Origin of the sequence: Aurantimonas marianensis (genome assembly GCF_024195285.1) — a bacterium.
In the GTDB taxonomy this organism is placed as follows: Bacteria; Pseudomonadota; Alphaproteobacteria; order Rhizobiales; family Rhizobiaceae; genus Aurantimonas; species Aurantimonas marianensis.
This window is the reverse complement of record NZ_JALHBS010000039.1, coordinates 11,034-31,258: the sequence shown is the minus strand read 5'-3', so window position 1 is coordinate 31,258 and position 20,225 is coordinate 11,034. Positions and strand designations below refer to the sequence as shown.

Genomic DNA, 20,225 nt, shown 5'->3' with positions numbered 1-20,225 from the left:
CCGCCTGGGTGAGAACGCGGACCGACCGAGCGAGAAGCGAGACAGGATGGCGAATTTCGAGAGCGGTCTGCCTTTCGATCGTGAAGTGGTGCGGGCCTTTCCGTCACCGGCCTCGACCGCGCCAGTCGAGATCAACGCCTTCGCGGCACGCGCCGCCAGGCAGTATCAGGACGATTTCATCACACCGCGGATGCTGTCGGGCGTCTGGCGGGGGATCGAATTCGTCCTCCTCGCCAGCATCGGCCTGCTGATCTTCGTCCAGTATGTTGGCGTCGCCAACCCTCTCCGCATCCCCTACATCGTGCTGTCTTTCGCCGGAGCGGCCGTCGGCGTCTTTGCGATCAACCTTGCGGGCGGCTACGAGTTGAGCCTCCTCAAGGGCCGCTTCATGCAGATCTGGCGCATCGTCGCGGCATGGGGCTTGGCGCTCTCGCTGCTCAGCGTCATGCTGTTCTTTCTCTACAACGATGCCGCCTATTCCCGCGTCTGGTTCGGAACCTGGTTCGTCGGGGGCTCGGCCGCCCTGGCTCTCGCCCGGCTCGTGCTGCGCGCCAATATCCGCCGCTGGGCCCGCAACGGTCGTATGGAGCGACGCGCCGTCATCGTCGGCGGCGGCAAGGGAGCCGAGACACTGATCCGCAGCCTGGAAATCCAGCCGGACAGTGACATCCGCATCTGCGGTATCTTCGACGACCGCGACAACGACCGATCGCCGCCGATCGTCGCCGGCTATCCCAAGCTGGGCACCATTGCCGAACTGGTCGAATTCGGCCGGCTGACCCGGATCGACATGCTGATCGTCACGCTGCCGCTCTCGGCCGAAAAACGCGTTCTGTCGCTCCTCAAGCAATTGTGGGTGCTGCCGCTCGACATCCGCCTGTCGGCGCACTCGGCGCAGCTGCGGTTTCGCCCGCGCACCTATTCCTTCGTTGGCCAGGTTCCGCTCATCGACGTCTTCGACCGGCCTCTGGCCGACTGGGACTGGATCGCCAAACGGGTTTTCGACCTGTGCTTCGCCACGCTCGCGTTGATCCTTCTCTCGCCGGTGTTCCTCGCCACCGCCATCGCCATCAAGCTGGATTCGAAGGGACCGGTCCTGTTCCGCCAGAAGCGTCACGGCTTCAACAATCAGATCGTCGAGATCTTCAAGTTCCGATCGCTCTTCCATGAAATGTCCGATCCGCTCGCCAGGCAGATCGTGACCAGGAACGACAAGCGCGTGACACGGGTCGGGCGGTTCATCCGCCGGACCTCGATCGACGAGCTGCCGCAGCTGATCAACGTTCTGCGCGGCGAGCTCTCGCTGGTCGGGCCGCGCCCGCACGCTGTCCACGCGATATCGAGCGGCAACGAGACCTTCGTCGAGATCGTCGAGGGCTATTTCGGCCGCCACAAGGTGAAGCCCGGAATCACCGGATGGGCGCAGATCAAGGGCTGGCGCGGCGAGATCGACCAGCCCGACAAGCTGCAGAAGCGCTTCGAGCACGATCTCTACTATATCGAGAACTGGTCGATCCTGCTCGACCTCTACATCCTGATGATGACGCCGATCAGCCTGTTGAAGACCGAGGGCGCCTACTGATCAGGAACCCGTTCGCAAGATCACGCCCGGCCGGGCGAGCACCTGCGGATCGGCGACGGCGATGAAGTGCGGATTAGCGAAAATGTCCTCGTCCGGTCGGCCGGTGCGGCCATAGCGAAGGGGCGAGCCGTCGAGCCTAGCGGTCAGGCCGCCGGCGGCGCGCAGCACCGCGTCACCCGCCGCCGTATCCCACTGCATGGTGCGACCGAGGCATGGATAGATGTCAGCGCCTCCCTCGGCCAGAAGACAGAATTTCAGCGACGAGCCGACTGACCGCCTCTGGCCGAGGTCGAGTCCGGCGATGTAGTGCCGCGTCGCATCTGACAGGTGATCGCGGCTGGCGACGACATCCAGCCGCGGACCGGGTCGGCGGCCCCGCAGCGTCAGCAAGACGCCGTCGCGCTCGACCGTCGCGGACCTGTCCCTCCCGCCACAATAGAGTTCCCCGGTCGCCGGGACGCCGACACAACCAAAGACCGGCATCCCGTCCTCGATCAGCGCGACATTGACGGTGTAGTCGGGCTTGCCGGCGATATAGCTCTTGGTGCCGTCGAGAGGGTCGACCAGCAGGAAGGCCCGCCCGACCGCCGGAATCTCGCCGGCGGAAAAGCGTTCCTCGGCAAGGATGGGGACGGAACAGGCGGCTTCGATGAGCGCCGTAATGGCATGCTCAGCCGCCCGATCGGCTTCGGTTACCGGCGAAGCATCGTCCTTGTAGTCGACGCCCGCCGGACCGGGTCCGCGCTCGACGATCGCGGCCATGCCGGCGCGAACGGCGGCCACGAGAAGGCCTGTATCGACGCTGGCTGTCATCTTCGGCCCCGCGCCTGCTGCAATGCCGGCTCACCGCGCACAAACGCCCGCCGGCGCACCGTGCGCGTCGGCCTATCAAAGCGTCTGGTTATAGGCACCGACCTCTCCGTTTCGCCGCAGGATCGCGTCGACCGCCGCGAACATCTCGCGCTTGCGCGCCTCGGACACCGGGCTCTCGACCACGACGACGAGTTCCGGCTTGTTGGACGAGGCCCGCACCAGCCCCCAGGTCCCGTCTTCCGCCGTCACCCGGATGCCGTTGACCGTGACGACATCGGCGATCGGCTGGCCGGCGAGCGGTTCCCCGGCGGCGCGCATCGCCTCGATGTCGGCGATGACACGATCGACGACCCCGTATTTCACCTCATCGGGGCAATGCGGCGACATGGTCGGCGAGCCGTAGGTCAGCGGCAGCGCGCGGTAGAGATCCGCCATCGAGTTCTCGGGGTTGCGATCCAGCATTTCCGCGACGGCGATCGCGGTCATCAGGCCGTCGTCATAGCCGCGGCCGATCGGCGTATTGAAGAAGAAATGCCCGGATTTCTCGAAGCCGGCGATTGCCGACAGCTCGTTCACCCGGCGCTTGATATAGGAATGACCGGTCTTCCAGTAGTCGGTCTTGGCGCCCCGCTCGTTCAGGACAGGGTCGGTCATGAACAGGCCGGTCGACTTCACGTCGACGACGAATTGCGCGTTCGGATAGATCGAGGACAGATCCCGCGCCAGCATCACGCCGATCTTGTCAGCGAAGATCTCCCGGCCTTCATTGTCGACGATGCCGCAGCGGTCGCCATCGCCGTCGAAGCCGAAGCCGACGTCGGCGCCGTGCGCCAGCACCGCGTCGCGGATCGCATGGAGCATTTCCATGTCCTCCGGATTCGGATTGTAGCGCGGGAAGGAATGGTCGAGCGCGGTATCGAGCTCGGTCACCTTGCAGCCGATCCGCCGCAGGATTTCCGGCGCGAAGGCCCCGGCCGTGCCGTTGCCGCAGGCCGCGATCACCTTGAGCCTGCGTTTGATCGCATGGCCCGCGACGAGGTCGTCGGCATACGCCTTGGCGAAATCTTCGACGAAACGGTACGAACCGCCAGCCTCGCTCTTGAAATCCCCCGACAGGACGATGTCGCGCAAGCGGGCCATCTCGTCCGGACCGAAGGTCAGCGGACGGTCGCAGCCCATCTTGACGCCGGTCCAGCCATTTTCGTTATGCGACGCGGTGACCATGGCGACCGATTGGCAGTCCAGCGCGAACTGGGCGAAATAGGCCATCGGCGAGAGCGCCAGGCCGATGTCGTGCACCTTGGCGCCGCCGGCCATCAGACCGGCCGTCAGCGCCGTCTTGATCGCCAGGCTGTATTCGCGAAAGTCATGGCCGACGACGATATCACGCGCGATGCCGCGCTCGGCGATCAGCGTCGCCAGTCCAAGCCCCAGCGCCGTCACGCCCATGAGGTTCAGCTCGGGAGCCTTTGGATCGCCTGGCCGCCCGAGCCACCAGCGCGCGTCATACTCGCGAAAGCCGGTAGGCTTCACCAAGGGCCGGGTTTCGAATTCGAGACTGTTGGGAGCGGCGACGGCGACAGGCTTGGGAAACATGGAAACCCTTCGGCTGATCGACACAAGAGGCGCGCATCCAGCACCGCTACCAGGCTGAACGGGAACCGGCACTGGCCCGGCCAAAAGGCCCCACGAGCCCGCGCCGCGTTGCCTCGGACTAGGCTCAAAGCTCTACCAGCCAGCGTCATAAAGGCAATACGCCGCCTGCAAGACGCCCCCCGATTGTCGGTCCTGATCGCATTCCTCGCAATTTGTTCCGCCGAAATCAGAGAAAAGTAACAAAGCGTGCGGATAATGGGCGATTGAGAAATAACGGAGACTTCCGCAACGTGACCTACCGGTCCGCCATCTTTGCCGCCGTTCGCTCGCGTCCCGGATTTTCGCGCGATCGATCCGGCGCGACGGCGGTGGAATTCGCCATGGTCGCCGCGCCGTTCTTCATGCTGATGTTCGCGATCATCGAAACCTTCGCGATTTCGGCGGCCGGCATGTTGCTCGACACCGCGGTAGATAACGTCGCGCGGCAAGTCCTGACCGGCCAGATCCAGCAATCGGATATCGATGACAAGCTGTTTCGCACGAAGATCTGCGACAAGGTCGACTTCATGCTGTCATGCGACAAGCTCAAGATCGACCTTCGTACTTTTCCCGCATTCGGCAATATCCCGACCGACATTCCCCTGCAGCTGAAAACCGTTGACGACAAGAATTTCTGTTTCGATCCGGGCAGCGCGAACTCGATCACCGTGCTGCGCGCGTTCTACGAATGGCCGTGGGTGGCCTCGTTTCTTCACGAAATCGCTTCCGACACAAATGGCAACGATATCCTGTTTTCGATCACGGCGTTCATGAACGAACCCTTCGGGGACTTGAAGAGCAGCAAATCCAACTGCTCCTGAGGACACGATGCGCATAGGCTTCCGAACCATTCAAATTTCCTTCAAGTCGGCTCTCCACGCCTTCGTCTCGAACCGAAGCGGTGTCGCCGCGCTCGAATTCGCGTTGATCCTTCCGGTCATGTTGCTGCTCTATCTCGGCGGCTTCGAAGCGTCGAAGGCACTCGACGCCAGCCGCAAGGTCGAGACGACGGCGGAAACGGTCGGTAATCTCGTCGCCCGCAACCGCGTGATGAACCAGACGGCGATCGACAACATCTTCAATATTTCGAGCGCCGTCATGGCCCCGTTTTCGCCGGACGGTCTGCAGATCGTCGTCACCACCGTCACCGTCGACGAAAAGGGACAAGGCACGATCGACTGGTCGCAAGCCAGTTCCGGCACCGCGCTGACGGCTGGCGCGCCCTATCCCGTCCCGTCCAAACTCGATTTCGGCGCGACGAGCTACCTCGTCGTGGCGGATGTCACCTACGACTACCAGCCCCTACTTGACTACACGAAATCTTTTTCAGGCATAAAAATCAAGAAATCTTACACATTTCGACCGCGCATCAGTAAATCTATTGTCTGGACAAATTGAAAACTAAAATATCCAGTGTAAATTTTCATTTTTATCTTCCAATCGGATAAACGGTAGGAAACACGATGCGGACCCGATTCAAACCTCCAGTCCTATGGCTCGATCGGCGGGGCAACGTCGCGATGATTTTTGGCCTGACCTTGCCTGTTCTGGCGACAGCTATGGCCGCGGCCGTCGATCTGAGCACGATTTACAGCGCCGAACGCAATCTGCAACAATCCGCCGACACCGCGGCACTCGCCGCCGCGAAGGAGTATGCCCAGTCTCAGGATCCGGCCTTTCTGGCCAAGGTGGCCGAAGGTTATTTCTTTCACAACGCCGGAGAAGACACGCAGTCCTATACCCAGTTCAGCTATGACGGCGTTCAGCTGATCGGCGGTGACAGGGTTCTCAAGGTGTCCGCCACGCGCCAGCAGCCCACATGGTTCGGCGATCTCCTCGCATTCGTCACCAACGAGACGGTCGACTGGCGCAACTTCCCTATCGCCAGCACGAGTGAGGTCGTCCTCGAGAACCTGTCCATCGAGATGGCGCTGGTTCTCGACAATTCCGGATCGATGGGCTCCAGCGTCGACGGCACGCGAAAGATCGACACGCTCAAGACAGCGGCAAAGGACCTGACCGCCTCACTGATGAAGGTGAACGAAACGGCCTCAGGCAAGCCGCCGGTCAAGATCGGCCTTGTGCCGTTCTCGGCGTCGGTCAATGTCGGGCCGGCGAACGTCACTGCGTCCTGGATGGACCGTTTTGGCGACTCTCCGATCCATCACGAGAACTTCGATTGGGCGAGCGTCAGGGTTAATGGCGTGGCCATGACGGAAAAGCGCGGCGACCGCTGGTACCGCAGGGACACAGGCGAAATCCTGACCCGTCAGTGGTTGTTCGACAATGCGCGCATTATCGTTCCGACCCGCGACGGTTATACATTCGGCGCGCGTCGGTTTCCGGAGGGGTGGGCCGGCTGCGTCGAGGCACGGCCGGAGGGACTGGCCGTCACCGACGCCGAGCCCAAATCGGGCGCCTCGCTGTTCGTGCCGATGTTCGCGCCGGATGAATATGACTGGGGCGGATGGGGCGGCAGCAAGAACGATTACCTGAGAGATGACAGCGACGGGCGTTGGGGCTCGGATTCCCAGTCGATCGCCTGGCAGCGGGACATGATGAAATATGTCGGCTCGACCCAATCCAACCGCAGTTCGAACGGGCCGAACGAGGGATGCACGACGACGCCGATCACGCCGCTGACGGCAACCCAGACGGTGGTTGACGGCGCGCTCGACAAGATGAGCCCGACCGGAATGACCAACATTCCCGAAGGCATCGCCTGGGGCTGGCGCGTCGTCTCGCCCGGCGCGCCATTCGTCGAAGGCAAGCCGAAGGATGCCAAGGACAATCTCAAGGTTCTCGTGGTGATGACGGACGGCGAAAACACCTATGGCGGCGCATCCAACGTCAACAGGTCGCGATGGGGCGCCTATGGCTACGGCCAGGTCTGGTCGGGGGGAATCGGTAGACCCGGACGCATGTTCGACGCCACCACGCGAACCATCAAGAATTCGAGCGACAGCCGCTACGTCGAGGCCATGAACGAGATGACCGAAAAGGTCTGCAAGAACGCCAAGGACGACGGGCGCAAGCCGGATGGCACCGACGGTATCGTGATCTTCACGATCGCGTTCGACGTGACAGACGGCAGCTCGGTCAAGACGTTGCTCGAGGGCTGCGCGTCCTACGGCCTGCGTGATCCGACGACAAAGCTTTACTACGACGCCAAGAACAAGGATCAGCTGATCGCTGCTTTCGGGGCTATCACCGAGGAGGTTTCCAGTCTTCGCATCTCGCGCTGAGCTTCGACGGCATTCGACGGCATTGGCCTGGAGGTCTTCCTCGCCGACTGGCGGAAGACCGGCCAGACCATCGCCTGAGGGCGGCGTGCGGCACAACCGCCTGCCCATGCCGCGTTACGCCTTGCGACGGTTCTCCCGCCACCAGATGGTCAGGCCGCTGGCAATCAGGATCGCCGCGCCGATGACGAGGGTCGGCCGCAACGGATCGCCGATCAGCACGACACTGTAGATGCCGGCGAACAGAACCTGGGCGTAAAGGAACGGCGTCAGCGTCGATGCCGAGGCGTAGGCGAAGCCTGACACCAAACAGAAATGGCCGAGCGCGCCGAGCGTGCCGATGCCGACCATGAGCGCGAAATCGGCGACCGATGGGGGCTCCCAAACGAAGGGAACCACGAGGCTGAGGATGACCGCCCCCGCCGCGGTCGTGTGGAACAGCGTCGCGGCGTTCTCTTCCGGCCCGGCCAGGGCGCGGGTCAACAGGAAATAGACCGAGACCACTATAGCCGCGCCGAGCGGCAGCAGCAGATAGGGATCGGTATCGGCAAAGCCCGGCCGCACGATCAGCAGGACGCCGCCGAACCCGGCCAGCACCGCCGCGATCCGCGGAAGGCCGATCCTTTCGCCCAGGAAAACAACCGACAGCACCGTCACCAGCACCGGCGCGAAGAACATGACCGCCGTCGCGTCGGCCAGCGGAATCTTGGACAGGCCGAGATACATCATGGCGGTGGCGGTGAGCAGCGCCCCGCCTCGCGTCAGTTGCAGCAGCGGACGCCGGGTCTTCAGGAAGGTCGTTCCACGGGTCTTGGCCAGCCATGCGGTCATCAGCATCGCGTGGAAGAAGTATCGTGCCCAGACGACCTCCAGCACCGGCAACCGCCCGGTCAGGTACTTCGCCCCCGTATCCATGGTGGCGAGGGCAAGGCCGGACAGGATGGTGAGGAGGATACCGGCAACAATGCCGCTTGGCTTGCGCATGAATCGCTCGGTAGGAGAAAAAGTCAGTCTCCCATAATTTTGCCCATGGCGAGGCGAAAAGCGAGGGCTGAAGGAGTCGAGAGGAAAAATTCCGACACCAAAGCACCTCGACGGCTTGAATATACACTTTTTAAGTGTATTATTTTTGTTGTTTCAATCTTGAGGCGCAACACTCCGGACGGAGAGTGAAGCATGGGAAATTATGTGAAAGGCGCCAGCCTGTCGCCGGACCAGGACCTTAGTCCCGACGACCGGAATGCGCGTCGCGATGGGCTCGATCGGTTCCACAAGGGGCTCGAAAGACTGCACAAGGCGGAAGCGAATCTGGCGCGCGTGCGGGCCGATCTTGCTCGCTCAGGCACCGATCTGACGGTGAATGACTCGCTGCACTGGTAGGCGGCGAGAGCGCCCCGCCGCTCGGACGCACTCGTCGGTTGCAAATCGACCCTTTGCGATCATCCGTAATCTATCCGCAGAAGGAATGAAGCCATGACCGGAAACGCGACAAGCTCCTTTGAAAGCATGTCTCCCGAACAGCAGAAAGCCCATCTCGGCGGGCTGGAAAAGTTCCACACGGGGCTGGAAAAGCTGCACATGGCCGAGGCCGAACTCGCGCGGGTCCGTGCCGATCTGGCGCGTTCCGGCATTGATCTGACGGCGCCCGACTCCCTGCACTGGTAGGCAGCGGGCGGACGGCGGGATGCTTCAGGTTCTCGCGTCCGGTGCCTCTCGGGTCAACTGCGAGCAGGGTGCCGCGAGCCGTGCCGCCGTCTGCCATGCGATCGGCTCGGCCACGCGTCCGATTGCCGAAGCCTATGCCAAGGCGACGGGACGGGCCTTTCGCCCTCTTTCATCGTCGACCCCGCATCGTCTGGGCGGGGGTGCGGTCATCGTCACGCTTGCCGACGACCTGACCGACGAGCTCGTGGACGCCGCGACCGCACCGGGCGCCGGCTCTGTCGCCGGCTTCCTGGTCGGCCGCAGCCTGGAGGAACTCGGCGCGAAGGCGGCCGCGAGCGCGGCGGCGCTGCGCAGACCCTTGGGCAATACCCCGTTTCGCCTCGAGCTTTGCCCCCAGCTTCCCATGGGCGTCGTCGAGACGCCGGACTTCGCCCTGTGCGGCCGCACGTCGGACGCGGCTCATTTGCGGCGGCTGCTTGGCCGAGGCGACAGCCTCGTCTCGGTGACCGGCCATGGCGACGGCATCGACGGCGATCTCGGGCCGCTCGTGCTGTGCCCCGTCGACGCGGCCTTTGCCGCCGAGGACAGGCCCCGCAAGCCGACCTGCCGGGTGAGCGGTCACTGTCACCGCCTCCATGTCGGCCGCGAAACACCCGCCTTCGCCGAAGCGACGTTGCATCCCGCCGCCGTCCGGGCACGGGCGATGATCTGGAACACCTGCCTCGGCTGGCCGTCCCGCGAGGGCTTCATCGACCGGACCTATGGCGCCGGCTTGCGTCTCGCCGCCTCACCGGCGCTCGGCGCGCTGGTGACGACCGCCAGCATCGTCGTCGCCGCGCCGGCGTCGATCGACCGGCTGACCGCCGCGCTGCTGCGCGGCATGCCGATCGGGGACGCGGTCGCGGCCTACAATCGCTCGCCGCAAGCCCTCGCCTCCGGCCACCGGTTCGTGCTGTTCGGCGATCCCCTGCTGCGCATCGCGCCCAAGCCGGCTCTGATCAACGGGGCCGGAGCGGACGCGAGCGTCATCGCGGCAACGCCTGCGGCAGCGGTTCCGTCACGGCGTCCCTCGCGGCCGCCTCTCTCCCCCGTCGCCGCCGCCCCGGACGAAGCGGTGTTGGCCGCACTCGCCAAGCTGACCTCGCCGCACGGCGACGAGGCATCGCGCCGATCCGCCTTCGCCGGTCTGACGGACGCCCTGGCCAAGGGAGGCCTCGAAGGCGTCTGGGTGCGGGCAAGCAAGGCCTCGACGCAATGCGAGCGGCCCTGCCCCCATTGCGGCAGCCCTTCGTCCCGTCTCACGCTCGAGGGCTCTGCAACTGTCGGGCAACGCTTGTTGACGATCTGCCGGCGCTGCGAGGGCGCGGCCGACACGCCGCCAGCGCCACGCTTCTTCGCGCATCTCGACACGGCCGCCGACTGGCGCCTCCGGGGCGAACGGCCGCGGGCGGGTGGCTGGCTCGGGTCGCTGGTCGTCCGGCGCTGCGAGCCGTTCACGACGGAGGTCGAGCCCTGGCCGGCCGATGCCGAGGGCCGGCCCCGCGCCACACTCGATTGCGGCCGGTTCAGCGGCCCCGCGCCGATGACACTTGCCGCGATGTTCCAGGCACAGGGCGAATTGTCGATCTTCTCGCGTCCATTGCCGGCGCAACCCGAGGAAGTGACGCCATGACCGTTTCTTCCGACCCGCCCGTGACGGACTTCGCGCCCGCCTATGCCCTGTCGCTCGACAAGCTCGCCGGCTTCCTCGTCGCTGTCGCAGCGCTGGTTTGGTCGGTCGGCACGAATGACGGCCCGCTATCCTTCGCCGCCACCCTCGGCCTCGCGGTCCTTTACGCCCACGGCCTCGAACTTCAGCACGAGGCGCTGCACGGCATTTTCCTGCGCGGCGAAACCGCCAACCGCCTTGCCGGATCACTGCTCGGCGCGCCGATGCTGGCGAGCTTCACCGACACCCGTGTCCGCCATCTCCATCACCACCGCCATGTCGGCACGCCGGCCGACGTCTTCGACCGAAGCTGCCGGGATTTCGCGGACCGACGCGCCCTCGTCCTCCATGTCTTCGAACCTGCGCGCTTGCCCATGTTCCTGCGGGCGACGTTCGTTCTGGCGCGGGGCGGGTGTCCTGGCCCGTTCGGCGCCAAGTCTCGCGCGCGGGCACGGACCGAGCATCTGGCGCTCGCAGCGCTCGCCATCGCCCTGATCGTCACCGGCGGCATTTTCGCGCCGCGACTCCTCGTCCTCGGATGGCTGGTCCCGGCCTTCCTGATCGCACCGCCGCTGCACTTCCTGATGACCGCGCCGGACCGCCTCGGCCGCGATCCCGCGTCCCGCGATTTGACGCAAAACACCCGTTCCTATCGCGCCCCGGCCCTGTGGAGCTATCTGGTCAATTACGACAATTACCATCTCGAACATCACCGCTATCCGGCCTTGCCGTTTCATCGCCTGCCCGCCGTTCACGCGCGGCGGATGGGCGAGAATTCCCACCGCTCGGGCTATGGCGCCGCGCTCCGCGAGGGCGCGGCGGCGATCGCCGCCTGCCGACGGACGGGCTGAGCCGCCATGTGCGCGATCGCGGGGTGCATCTCCTTCGCCGACGCGCCGGACTGCCGGGATCTGCTGGCGGTGATGCGCCATCGGGGCCCCGATACATGCCGTCAGGTGGTCGACGGAAGGGTCGCCATCGGCGCGGCGCGCCTGGCCATCATTGCTCCGCGAGACGGCGCGCAGCCGATGCAACATGCCGAAACCGGCATCAGTGTCGTCTTCAACGGCGAGATTACCAACGCGGCCGAACTCCGCGACGAATTGAGCCGGCGCGGCCATCGCTTTCGCGGCCATTGCGACACGGAGGTCGTGCTCGCGGCCTTCGCTGCTTGGGGCGAGGCCGCGCCGGCGCGGCTCTCCGGCATGTTTGCGATTGCCGTGAGCTTTCCCGACCGGCTCCTGCTCCTTCGCGACCGGCACGGCATCAAGCCGCTTGCCTTCCATTGCGACGCGCAGGCCGACCGCTTCCTCTTCGCCTCCGAGGCCAGGGCGATCGCCAGCGCGCTGTCGCAACGGCCGCGCCTCGACATAACCACCCTTGCGGATTTCGCGGTTCTCGGGACCCCGATCGACGGCGCGACCTTTTTCGAAGGCATCACCGAGCTGCGCCCGGGACATATGATGGCGGTGACATGGCAGGGCCACGTCCAGGTCGGGCCGCAACGGTCCTTCGCCCACCAGACGCGCGCCGCGACCGCGTGTGCTGATGAGCGTATGGACGAAGCCGAGGCGGACGAGCGTTTCGAAGCCGCTCTGATCGCGGCGGTTCGCCGCCACCTCGCCGCCGATACCGAGATCGTCGTCAGCCTGTCTGGCGGGCTCGACTCCGCGGTGCTGGCGCTGGTCATGGCGGAGCTGACCGGCCATCCACCACGGACCTTCACCGTCGCCGAGGACGCGGACCATCCCGACGCGATCGCCGCCGAAAGGCTGGCCCGATTGCTCGGCGCCGAGCATGAATTCCTCGATGTGTCGTTCGAAGCGTTTCTGGCGGCGATCCCGGCAACCCTGCGCGCCGTCGAGCAGCCCGACCGCGCCGCCGGGCCGCTCTTCGCGCCCCTCTGCCATCGGATCGGTCTGACCGCCCGCTGCTGCCTGAATGGCGAGGGCGCGGACGAACTCATGGGTGGTTATCCGGCTTATCGGACGCCGGAACGGTCGCTCGGCGCCATCGAGGCCGCGCTTCGGCGGGTATCGCGCGCCGGGTTCGCACCACGGGACGGCGTGTACACCCGGATCGAGGCGCTCCGCGGAGCGCAGGCCACCGGCACCCTGCGCGATGCCCTGCTTGTCCACGATCGCGCCGATCCTCTGGAGCGCGGCCATCTGCAACCGGTCGACCGGCTCTCCATGGCCGCCTCGGTCGAAATGCGGGTGCCCTATCTCGATGACGATCTCGGGCAAGCGCTGGGGACGCTGCCACCGTCGGTGATCGTCGGACCGCCGGGCGCATCCGGCAAGGCGATCCTGCGCCGCTTCGCCACCCGCCGCTATGGCGAGCGCGCCCGCGCCATCGTCTCGCGTCCCAAGCTGATGATGCCCGAGGCCGCGCGCGGTCACCTCAACCGGTTTCGCGCACTGGGTGACCGCGCCATCCCCGATCGCGCTCTCCAGTGCTCCGAATTCGGCGGGCTCTTCGACGACAAATCGGATTTTGTGCTGTTCGAAATGTTCCGCCGCGTGACCTTCGATGACGACGGGAGCGTCGACATCCGGGAGATCGTCGCGGATCTCGCCGGACGCCCCGAAGCGGCGCTGGCGGCCCTGTGAGCGCGACGGCCCCGCTTCGGATGGGTTTTTGCGGCGCCGGCTGGGTGGTTCGCAACTGCTACCGGCCGGCGCTGGAAGCGCTTGGCGGTCGGATCGTCGTCGCGGCCGTGCTCGAACCCGACCCGGCGGCGAGAGCGACGGTTAAGGAGCTGTTTCCCGAGGCCGCGCTGGTGTCGACGCGCGAGGCTCTGTTGGCGGCACCGGTCGAGGTCGTCGTCGTCGCCTCGCCGAACCCCTGCCATGTCGACGACGCGGAAGCGTTTCTTGAGGCCGGCCTCGCTTGCCTCGTTGAAAAGCCGGTCCTGCGCGGCGACGCCGACCGGGCGCGACTGACGGCCGCCGCCCGTCGCGGCGGGGCAGCGCTTGCCGCCGGGGTCGCCTGCCGTCACCGCGCCGACGTCCGACGCTGGCTGGAGGGCGCGGCAGAGATCGGCCCGCTCCGAGGCCTCGACCTGACCTGGCATCGCCATCGCGGCGTCCCGGCGACCGCCTGGCACCTGGCAGATTCGCCCGGCTGGACCGGCGTCTTCGCCGATCTCGGCTCGCACCTTGTCGATCTGGCCGGCGCCGCGCTTGGCTGGCGCACCGACGGGCTGGCCATCCGTTTCGCGCGCCAAACCCGCACGGGACATGCCGCGCCCGCCGCATGGTACGATGGGACGGCGCCAGAACTCTCGCCCAGCGCTTTTGGCCCCGCCGACCGCTTCGAAGCAGAGGGGCGCGTCGCGGACTGCACCGTTCGTCTTTCCGTTCGCTGGCGCGACGAGACGCCGGGCGACCTCGTCCGGCTCGACGCGATCGGCGAGGACGGCGTCTGCCGGCTCGACGGCCTGTTCGGCTTCTCCGGAGAACGCCGGACCCCGCACCAGCGCGTCACCCTGAAGCGACGCGGCGAAGCGCCGGAGATTTCGGATTTCATGCCCGGCCCCGCTCTTCACGTCGCAGGTTTTGCGGCGATGCTGGAGGCATTTCAGCGCCGCGCCGCCGCCGGATGGCAAGAGCAACCAGACCTCGATTGTGCCGCCCGACTCGGCGATGCGATCGCAACGGCGCTGCGATGAGCGCGGTCCTCGCCGTCGACCTCGGGGGCACGGGGCTGCGCGCGGCGCTGGTCGGCCCGAACGACGATATCCGCAGCCGGATCGGCACGATCCCGACGCCGTCTGGCGCGCCGGGTTGTGCCCGCGCGATCGCCGACGCATGGGAAGCGGCCGCGCGGCCGGCACGGCTCGCCATCGCGGCGGCGCCCCATTGCGACGCGGCGGGTCGGGTGATCCGCTGGCCGAACCGCCCGGCTTATGAGGGCGAGACGATCCTACCTCCCGACCTTGTCGGGCAGGTCGATTTCCGCATCCTCGACGACGCCGCGGCCGCCGCCCTCGCCGCGCATCCCGTGGGCACGCCGGACACGGCGCGCGAGACCACCGTCGTCTTCGCGATCGGCACCGGGATCGGCGGCGGCGCGGTCGTCGGCGGCCGGCTCCTGACCGGCCGGAGCGGCGCGGCGATGGCGGTCGGGCATATCAAGGTTCCCGCCGCCAGCGGCCTCGTCTGCGCCTGCGGCGAGATCGGCTGCCTGCAGGCGGCGGCGTCCGGCCGCGCCTTGCACCGCATGCTGGGCCAGTCCGACGCGGATGTCTTCGACATCTTCGCACTGCCTGCATCGATCCGCGATCCGGTTCTGGACCGCGCCGCCGACGCTTTGGCCGAGGCACTGGCGACCCTCGCCCGGCTGTTCGATCCGCACCGGCTGGTGATCGGCGGCGGCCTCGGCCTGTCGCCCTTGTTCGATCTCTGTGCCGAGCGATTCACCACCGGCGGCGGGCGGCCGCCGCCGATCCGGCATCCGCACGGCGCCGATGCCGCGCTCATCGGCGCGACGCGGGTTTCGGTCTTCTCCCGAGTACTCGCTTGACGCGCACGACCGCCTCCATAATACTACCTTTGGTTTTATCGAGGTATCGATGCACGCCGATTTCGCCTCCCGTATCCCGGCCTGGCCCCGCTTCGAGGAAGCGGACGAAGCCGCGCTGATCGATGTGCTGCGATCGCGGCGCTGGTGGCGCGGCAATGGCGATGTCGGCGACCGCTTCGAAACTGCTTTCGCCGACTTTCTCGATATCCGCCATGTCCGCGCGGTCTCCCACGGCACGGCGGCGCTCGAACTCGCCCTCGCCGCTCTCGGAATCGGCGCCGGCGACGAGGTCATCGTGCCGGCCACGACCTTTATCGCCACGGCCTCGGCGGTCCTCAGACTCGGCGCCTGGCCGATCCCGGTCGACGTCGAGCCCGACACGCTCAATATGGATGTGGCCCTGATCGAAGCGGCGATCGGCCCGCGCACCCGAGCGATCGTGCCGGTGCATATGGCCGGTCAGGCGGCGGAAATGCTCGAGATCATGGCGATCGCCCGCCGCCACGGCCTGTCGGTCGTCGAGGACGCCGCCCATGCCCACGGCGCCCGCGCCTTCGGTCAGGCGCTCGGCACGATCGGCGACGCGGCGATCTTCAGCTTCCAGTCCGGCAAGCTGATGACCTGCGGCGAAGGCGGCGCGCTGGTCACCAACCGCGCCGATGTCGCGGCTGTGAGCTTCGCGCTGCATTCCTGCGGAAGGCCGAAAGGCGACACGGATTATCGCCATGTGATGCCGGCCACCAACATGCGGCTGACCGAGTTACAGACCGCCCTCCTCCTCGGCCAGCTTCGCCGCCTGCCGGACGAGATGGCGCGGCGCGACCTCATGGCGCCGTTCTTCGAGACGCGGCTCGCCGAAGCCGGGCTCCGACCGCTGGCGACCCGACCCTATGTCGAGCGGCACGGCCGCTACATGGTGCTGGCCTGGTTCGACCCGGCCGATTTCGGCGGCCGCGACGCGGGCGTGCTGTCGGCCGAATTGCGGGCGATGGGGATCCCGGCCTTCCGCTGTTTTCCGCCGGTGCACCGGACCGGCATGTTCGCGCCGAACGCGCTCGAAAAACTTGCCAGCGTTGCCGGTTCGCGGCCCGACTATGCCTCCTTGCCGACACCGGTCGCCGACGCGGCGGCCGGTTCGGTCATCTGGTTCTCGCATACGCTGCTGCTCGGCGACGAAACGCTGCTCGCCGACATCGCGGCGGCGATCGCCTCGCTGAGAACTGGAGCACCGGCAAACGCGGCGCCCGCCCGATCCGCCGTTCCGGCGTAACCCCCCGATGGGTCGCCCGGAAGCCGGCTTCACGGAATTGTCGGACACCTTCAGCGAGACCCGTTTCGAGGAGGATGGCGGCGCGGTCGTCGGCTTCGCCAGCTTGCAGGCTCTGGCTTCAAGCGCGACGGCGGCGGCATTCGCGGCACAGGAAGCGCGCGGGCATCGGCTGGAACCCGGCGCCAGGGTGCTTCTATCGGGTGATACCGGCCTGCCGCTCCTGTGGAAGATCTTCGGTCTCTGGGATGTCGGCGCCGTCCCGCTGATCGCGCCTACTAGCGCAAGCCCGATAAGCGCCGCGTTGACGGACCAGATCGACTGGCGCTGGAACGGCGAGCGACGGGTGCTGCTCGGCGAACACGCTTCGCGCATTCGACCCAAAGACCCCGATCCGGCCGCCATCATCCATTTGACCTCGGGCTCGACCGGCGCGCCGAAGCTCGCGCCCCGCAGCATCAAAAGCCTGCTCGACGAGGCTGCGCGCTACCGCGCCCGCTACGGCTTACGGGCGGGCGAACACGCACTCGTCGCCGCTCCGATCGGCCATTCCTTCGGTTTCGGCGCTTTGCTGGGCCTGGCCGCGTCGGGCGCGACCATCGCCGTGCCGCCGGTGTTCAACGCCCGACGTCTGGCGCGCGCCCTTCTCGCCGGTCGTTACGCGGCCGTCATCCTCACCGCCCCGATGGCGCGGCTGCTCGTCGCGGCCGCCCGCCGGATCGACCTGCCGGCCATTTCAGGGCTGGGGCTGGCGATCGCCGGGGCCGGTCCCGTCTCCGATGCCTTGTCGGACGATTTCGTGGCCGCGTTCGGCTGCCCGCTCGGCCGCAATTACGGCTGCAGCGAAACCGGCGCGACATTCGGCGAAGCCGAGGCGCTGCCCGAAGGCGTCATCGGCCGGCCCTTCGACGGCGTCCGCGTCCTCAGCCCTTTGACCAACCAGACGGCCGAACTCGTCCTCGACCTCGGCCACGCGGTGCTCGCCAACAGGGAGCCGCCGCTTTCCATCTGGCGGAGCGGCGACAACGCCTACCGCCTGCCGGACGGGACAATCCGCCTGCTCGGCCGGCGCGACGCCCGACTGAAGGTCAACGGCCGGAGCATCGATGGCGACCGCCTGGCCAACGCCGCCCGGGCGGCTCCCGGCGTCACCGACGCGGTCACCCTGGTTCTCCAGGCGCCATCGGCGCCCGACCGCGACTATCTGGTGCTGGTCTGCGAGGGCGACGGCATCGCGCCCGACCAGCTGGCAGCAACGATCGCCGAAGGGGGCGGGCCGATGCCGCACAAGATCGCGACGCTGAAGCGCTTTCCCCGCACCGCCGCCGGCAAGCCGGACCGGGCGGCGCTCGGAGCCGCGGTGATCTCGGGCAAGGCGCGGCGGATCGCTTGCCCGGCCTGGATCAAATGACCGGCACCGACCCCGCGACGCCCAATGCGCCCGGCACGACCGCTCTCCTGCTGCCGCATTTTTCGCCCGTGCCCGACGGCGTCATCACCGCCGGCGGAAGGCCGCTGCCTCTTGATTCCGACATGGCCGCGCTGGCCCGGCTGTTGACGGCGGAGACCCCCCTCGGCGACCTGCCCGCAACCCCCGCCGGCGCGGAGCGCGCGCTTGCCGATCTCGTCCGAAGCGGCCTTGCCATCGTGCTGCCGCCGCCGGTCGCCGCCAACCCCGGCGCCGGAATCGACCTCATCCTGTCGCCGCATGTCGACGACGCGGCCCTGTCGCTCGGCGGCACGCTTGCCCACCGGCGCGGCGACGGACGCCGCCGCATCGTCTGCAACATCTTCTCCGACCAGTCCTACCAGAGCGGGTTGCGGGCGCCGGCTTCCATCCTCGCCGAACTCGCCAAGGCAGAGGACCGGCTGGCCGGTCGTATCCTCGGCTATGAGAGCCGCGATGGCGGCCTTGCCGGCGCGCAGGATCGCCACCGCCTGCCGCTCGCCCGCGCGCTCGGCTGGACGCGAGCGCGGGTCAGGGCGGAGACAAAGCTATGCCGGGAGATCGCCGGCCTCGCGGCCCGCATCCTGGCCCTCGCTTCGCGGGAGCCGGCGACGAGCGATGCCCGGCTCTTCGCCCCTTCCGGCATCGGCGGCCATCTCGACCATCTGCTGGTGCGGCTTGCCGTCGGCGACCTCCTCGCCGACGGCGCGCTGGCCCCCGAGACCACGCAATTCTACGAGGATCTGCCCTATGCGGCGGCGAACATGCCTGGTCCGGACGCGCCGGCCGGCTTCGCCCCGGCCCTCCGCGCATTAGGCCCCCCGGCCCTTGCCGCCAAACTCTCGGCGCTGCGGGTGTTCCGCACCCGGCTGCGCGGCCCGCAGATCGCGCTCTGCGCCCGCCACGCGGTTCTCGTCGCGGGCGAAAACGGCGCGGCGGAACGGGTTTTCCGCCATTGCGGGACAGGGAGACACGCCGCAACCATGGACAGACACGCCGCGCTCGGCTCTATGGCCCCATGACTTCTGACGATCACCCCCAAGCCGATCCCGCCCCGCCCGCCGGCGACCTCCTCGCCGATGTCGCCAAGGCGACGAGCTTGCGCGAAGGCCGCGAGGGCGTCGCGACGGTCCTGCGGATCGTGGCGAGCGACGGCCCGCTGGCGCTGCGCGATCTGGCGCGGCTGGTGCGCATGCCGCTGCCCGTGGTCAGCGCGATCCGCCGCGAGCTGGAAACACTGAAGCTGCTGGAGCGCGGCCAGGGCGTGGCGCTGTCGGCCACCGGACGCCTCTTCGCCCGCGAACAGCTCGGCCTCGAAGCGTCGCAACCCGAACCCGCCGAAGCCGGCCGCTCGCCCCGTCCGCCGCGCCTTCGCCCGGACGATGATGCCGGCGACACGCTCAATCCCGTGCTGGCGCCGCTGCTGCCGGCGATGCAGGCCCATCTCGCCGACGGGCCGAAAATCGACGTCACGCTCGATCAGGCGCCCTGCACCGCCGAGACGGCGCTCCGGCGCGCTTTCGCCATGCACCAGGCGGGCGCGCTCGCCGGCCGGCGCATCCTTTTACTCGGCGACGATGATTCCCTGTCGATCGCCATCGGCCTCGTTGCCGGCGCCCTCGCCGCCCCGCCGCGACGATTGACCGTCCTGGAGATCGACCCCGCGCGCCTTGCCCATCTCACACGCGGCGCCGCCCGCATCGCCTTTGCCTTCGAGCGCATCGCCCACGACATGCGCGATCCCGTCCCCGAGGCGCTGCGCGGCGGCTTCGACGTCGTCGCGACCGACCCGCCCTATACGCTGCCCGGCATGGCGCTGTTCGTTGCGCGCGGCATCGAGGCGCTGGCCGCCGGCCCCGGCCTGAAGCTGTTTCTCTCCTATGCCGATCTTTCCCCCGACGACCGGCTCGATCTGCAGGCGCGGCTGACCGAGCTCGGCCTCGCCGTCCTGCGCATGCGCCCGTCCTTCAACCGCTATGGCGGCGCGTCGATCCTCGGCTCGGTCGGGCAGTTGATCGAGCTGGAGACCACCAGCCGCACCGCCGCGCCGCTGGCCGGCCAGCGTTTTGACGGCGCGATCTATACAGGCGAGCTCCGCCCGCGCCTGCGCCGCTATCGCTGCAAGGCCTGCAGCACGCTGACGCCCGTCGGCGCCGATCAGGCCGTCACGACGATCGAGGCGCTGAAGGAGGCCGGCTGCCCGCAATGCGGCGCCCACAGCTTCGAGCGCCAGCGCGGCGGCAGGAAGGGGCGGAGTGGGGGGTGAGGGGGTGGAGGGCGGTCATTCGGGATTGACGCCGCAACAGACAGGAAAGCGCCCATCTTTGCCATTCAGCGTT

At 67.4% G+C, this 20,225-nt stretch carries 18 protein-coding genes; 15 read left to right on the top strand and 3 right to left on the bottom strand.

Features of this window, described 5'->3' with window-relative positions:
• The first annotated feature begins 46 nt into the window (after window positions 1–46).
• On the top strand, window positions 47–1,582 hold the full coding sequence (locus MJ956_RS07605) for an undecaprenyl-phosphate glucose phosphotransferase (RefSeq protein WP_253963884.1): 1,536 nt from the start codon (window positions 47–49) through the stop codon (window positions 1,580–1,582).
• Here the strand turns inward: MJ956_RS07605 and MJ956_RS07600 are convergent, their stop codons facing one another.
• Both MJ956_RS07600 and MJ956_RS07595 read right to left on the bottom strand, forming a co-directional pair.
• A complete protein-coding gene (locus MJ956_RS07600) occupies window positions 1,583–2,395 on the bottom strand; it encodes a 3'(2'),5'-bisphosphate nucleotidase CysQ family protein (protein WP_253963883.1) in 813 nt (270 codons plus the stop codon).
• A gap of 75 nt (window positions 2,396–2,470) precedes the next feature.
• Window positions 2,471–3,991 carry a phosphomannomutase/phosphoglucomutase gene (locus MJ956_RS07595; RefSeq protein WP_253963882.1) on the bottom strand — a complete coding sequence of 507 codons (1,521 nt, stop codon included), beginning with the start codon at window positions 3,989–3,991 and terminating at the stop codon, window positions 2,471–2,473.
• Window positions 3,992–4,254: 263 nt separating this feature from the next.
• Between MJ956_RS07595 and MJ956_RS07590 the strand changes: the two genes are divergently transcribed.
• The 3 genes from MJ956_RS07590 (at window position 4,255) to MJ956_RS07580 (ending at window position 7,275) form a co-directional block, all read left to right on the top strand.
• Window positions 4,255–4,851 carry a TadE/TadG family type IV pilus assembly protein gene (locus MJ956_RS07590; protein WP_253963881.1) on the top strand — a complete coding sequence of 199 codons (597 nt, stop codon included), beginning with the start codon at window positions 4,255–4,257 and terminating at the stop codon, window positions 4,849–4,851.
• Window positions 4,852–4,858: 7 nt separating this feature from the next.
• Window positions 4,859–5,428 (top strand): TadE/TadG family type IV pilus assembly protein, encoded by a 570-nt coding sequence (locus MJ956_RS07585; RefSeq protein ID WP_253963880.1) that lies wholly within the window; start codon window positions 4,859–4,861, stop codon window positions 5,426–5,428.
• Between the two features lie 65 nt (window positions 5,429–5,493).
• Window positions 5,494–7,275 (top strand): pilus assembly protein TadG-related protein, encoded by a 1,782-nt coding sequence (locus tag MJ956_RS07580; protein WP_256477772.1) that lies wholly within the window; start codon window positions 5,494–5,496, stop codon window positions 7,273–7,275.
• A 114-nt stretch (window positions 7,276–7,389) separates the two neighbouring features.
• Here MJ956_RS07580 and MJ956_RS07575 read toward each other — a convergent pair whose 3' ends face one another.
• The gene (locus tag MJ956_RS07575; protein WP_253963878.1) at window positions 7,390–8,256 is read right to left on the bottom strand and encodes a DMT family transporter; all 867 of its coding nucleotides are present in this window, start codon (window positions 8,254–8,256) and stop codon (window positions 7,390–7,392) included.
• 192 nt (window positions 8,257–8,448) lie between these two features.
• Here MJ956_RS07575 and MJ956_RS07570 point away from each other — a divergent pair, with 192 nt between their 5' ends.
• The 11 genes from MJ956_RS07570 to MJ956_RS07520 all read left to right on the top strand — a co-directional run bounded on the left by MJ956_RS07570 (window position 8,449) and on the right by MJ956_RS07520 (window position 20,152).
• A complete protein-coding gene (locus MJ956_RS07570) occupies window positions 8,449–8,652 on the top strand; it encodes a hypothetical protein (protein WP_253963877.1) in 204 nt (67 codons plus the stop codon).
• A 93-nt stretch (window positions 8,653–8,745) separates the two neighbouring features.
• Window positions 8,746–8,937, top strand: a complete 192-nt coding sequence (locus tag MJ956_RS07565) for a hypothetical protein (RefSeq protein ID WP_253963876.1) — start codon at window positions 8,746–8,748, stop codon at window positions 8,935–8,937.
• A gap of 19 nt (window positions 8,938–8,956) precedes the next feature.
• The gene (locus MJ956_RS07560) at window positions 8,957–10,609 is read left to right on the top strand and encodes a hypothetical protein (RefSeq protein ID WP_253963875.1); all 1,653 of its coding nucleotides are present in this window, start codon (window positions 8,957–8,959) and stop codon (window positions 10,607–10,609) included.
• Window positions 10,606–11,496 carry a fatty acid desaturase family protein gene (locus tag MJ956_RS07555; protein ID WP_253963874.1) on the top strand — a complete coding sequence of 297 codons (891 nt, stop codon included), beginning with the start codon at window positions 10,606–10,608 and terminating at the stop codon, window positions 11,494–11,496. Before MJ956_RS07560 ends, MJ956_RS07555 begins: the two co-directional genes overlap by 4 nt.
• A 6-nt stretch (window positions 11,497–11,502) precedes the next feature.
• The gene (asnB, locus tag MJ956_RS07550) at window positions 11,503–13,257 is read left to right on the top strand and encodes an asparagine synthase (glutamine-hydrolyzing) (RefSeq protein ID WP_253963873.1); all 1,755 of its coding nucleotides are present in this window, start codon (window positions 11,503–11,505) and stop codon (window positions 13,255–13,257) included.
• Entirely contained in the window at window positions 13,254–14,318 is a 1,065-nt protein-coding gene (locus MJ956_RS07545; RefSeq protein ID WP_253963872.1) for a Gfo/Idh/MocA family oxidoreductase, read from the top strand. Before asnB ends, MJ956_RS07545 begins: the two co-directional genes overlap by 4 nt.
• Window positions 14,315–15,172, top strand: coding sequence for an ROK family protein (locus MJ956_RS07540; RefSeq protein ID WP_253963871.1), 858 nt, complete (start codon window positions 14,315–14,317; stop codon window positions 15,170–15,172). Before MJ956_RS07545 ends, MJ956_RS07540 begins: the two co-directional genes overlap by 4 nt.
• Before the next feature lie 49 nt (window positions 15,173–15,221).
• A complete protein-coding gene (locus MJ956_RS07535) occupies window positions 15,222–16,442 on the top strand; it encodes a DegT/DnrJ/EryC1/StrS family aminotransferase (RefSeq protein WP_253963870.1) in 1,221 nt (406 codons plus the stop codon).
• 7 nt (window positions 16,443–16,449) lie between these two features.
• Window positions 16,450–17,850 carry an AMP-binding protein gene (locus MJ956_RS07530; protein WP_253963869.1) on the top strand — a complete coding sequence of 467 codons (1,401 nt, stop codon included), beginning with the start codon at window positions 16,450–16,452 and terminating at the stop codon, window positions 17,848–17,850.
• Window positions 17,847–18,908: a PIG-L deacetylase family protein gene (locus MJ956_RS07525; RefSeq protein WP_253963868.1), complete on the top strand. Its 1,062-nt coding sequence runs from the start codon at window positions 17,847–17,849 to the stop codon at window positions 18,906–18,908. The genes MJ956_RS07530 and MJ956_RS07525 overlap by 4 nt, the downstream gene beginning before the upstream one ends.
• Complete coding sequence (locus MJ956_RS07520; RefSeq protein ID WP_253963867.1) at window positions 18,905–20,152, top strand: bis-aminopropyl spermidine synthase family protein; 1,248 nt, start codon at window positions 18,905–18,907, stop codon at window positions 20,150–20,152. Before MJ956_RS07525 ends, MJ956_RS07520 begins: the two co-directional genes overlap by 4 nt.
• The last annotated feature ends 73 nt before the right edge of the window (window positions 20,153–20,225 follow it).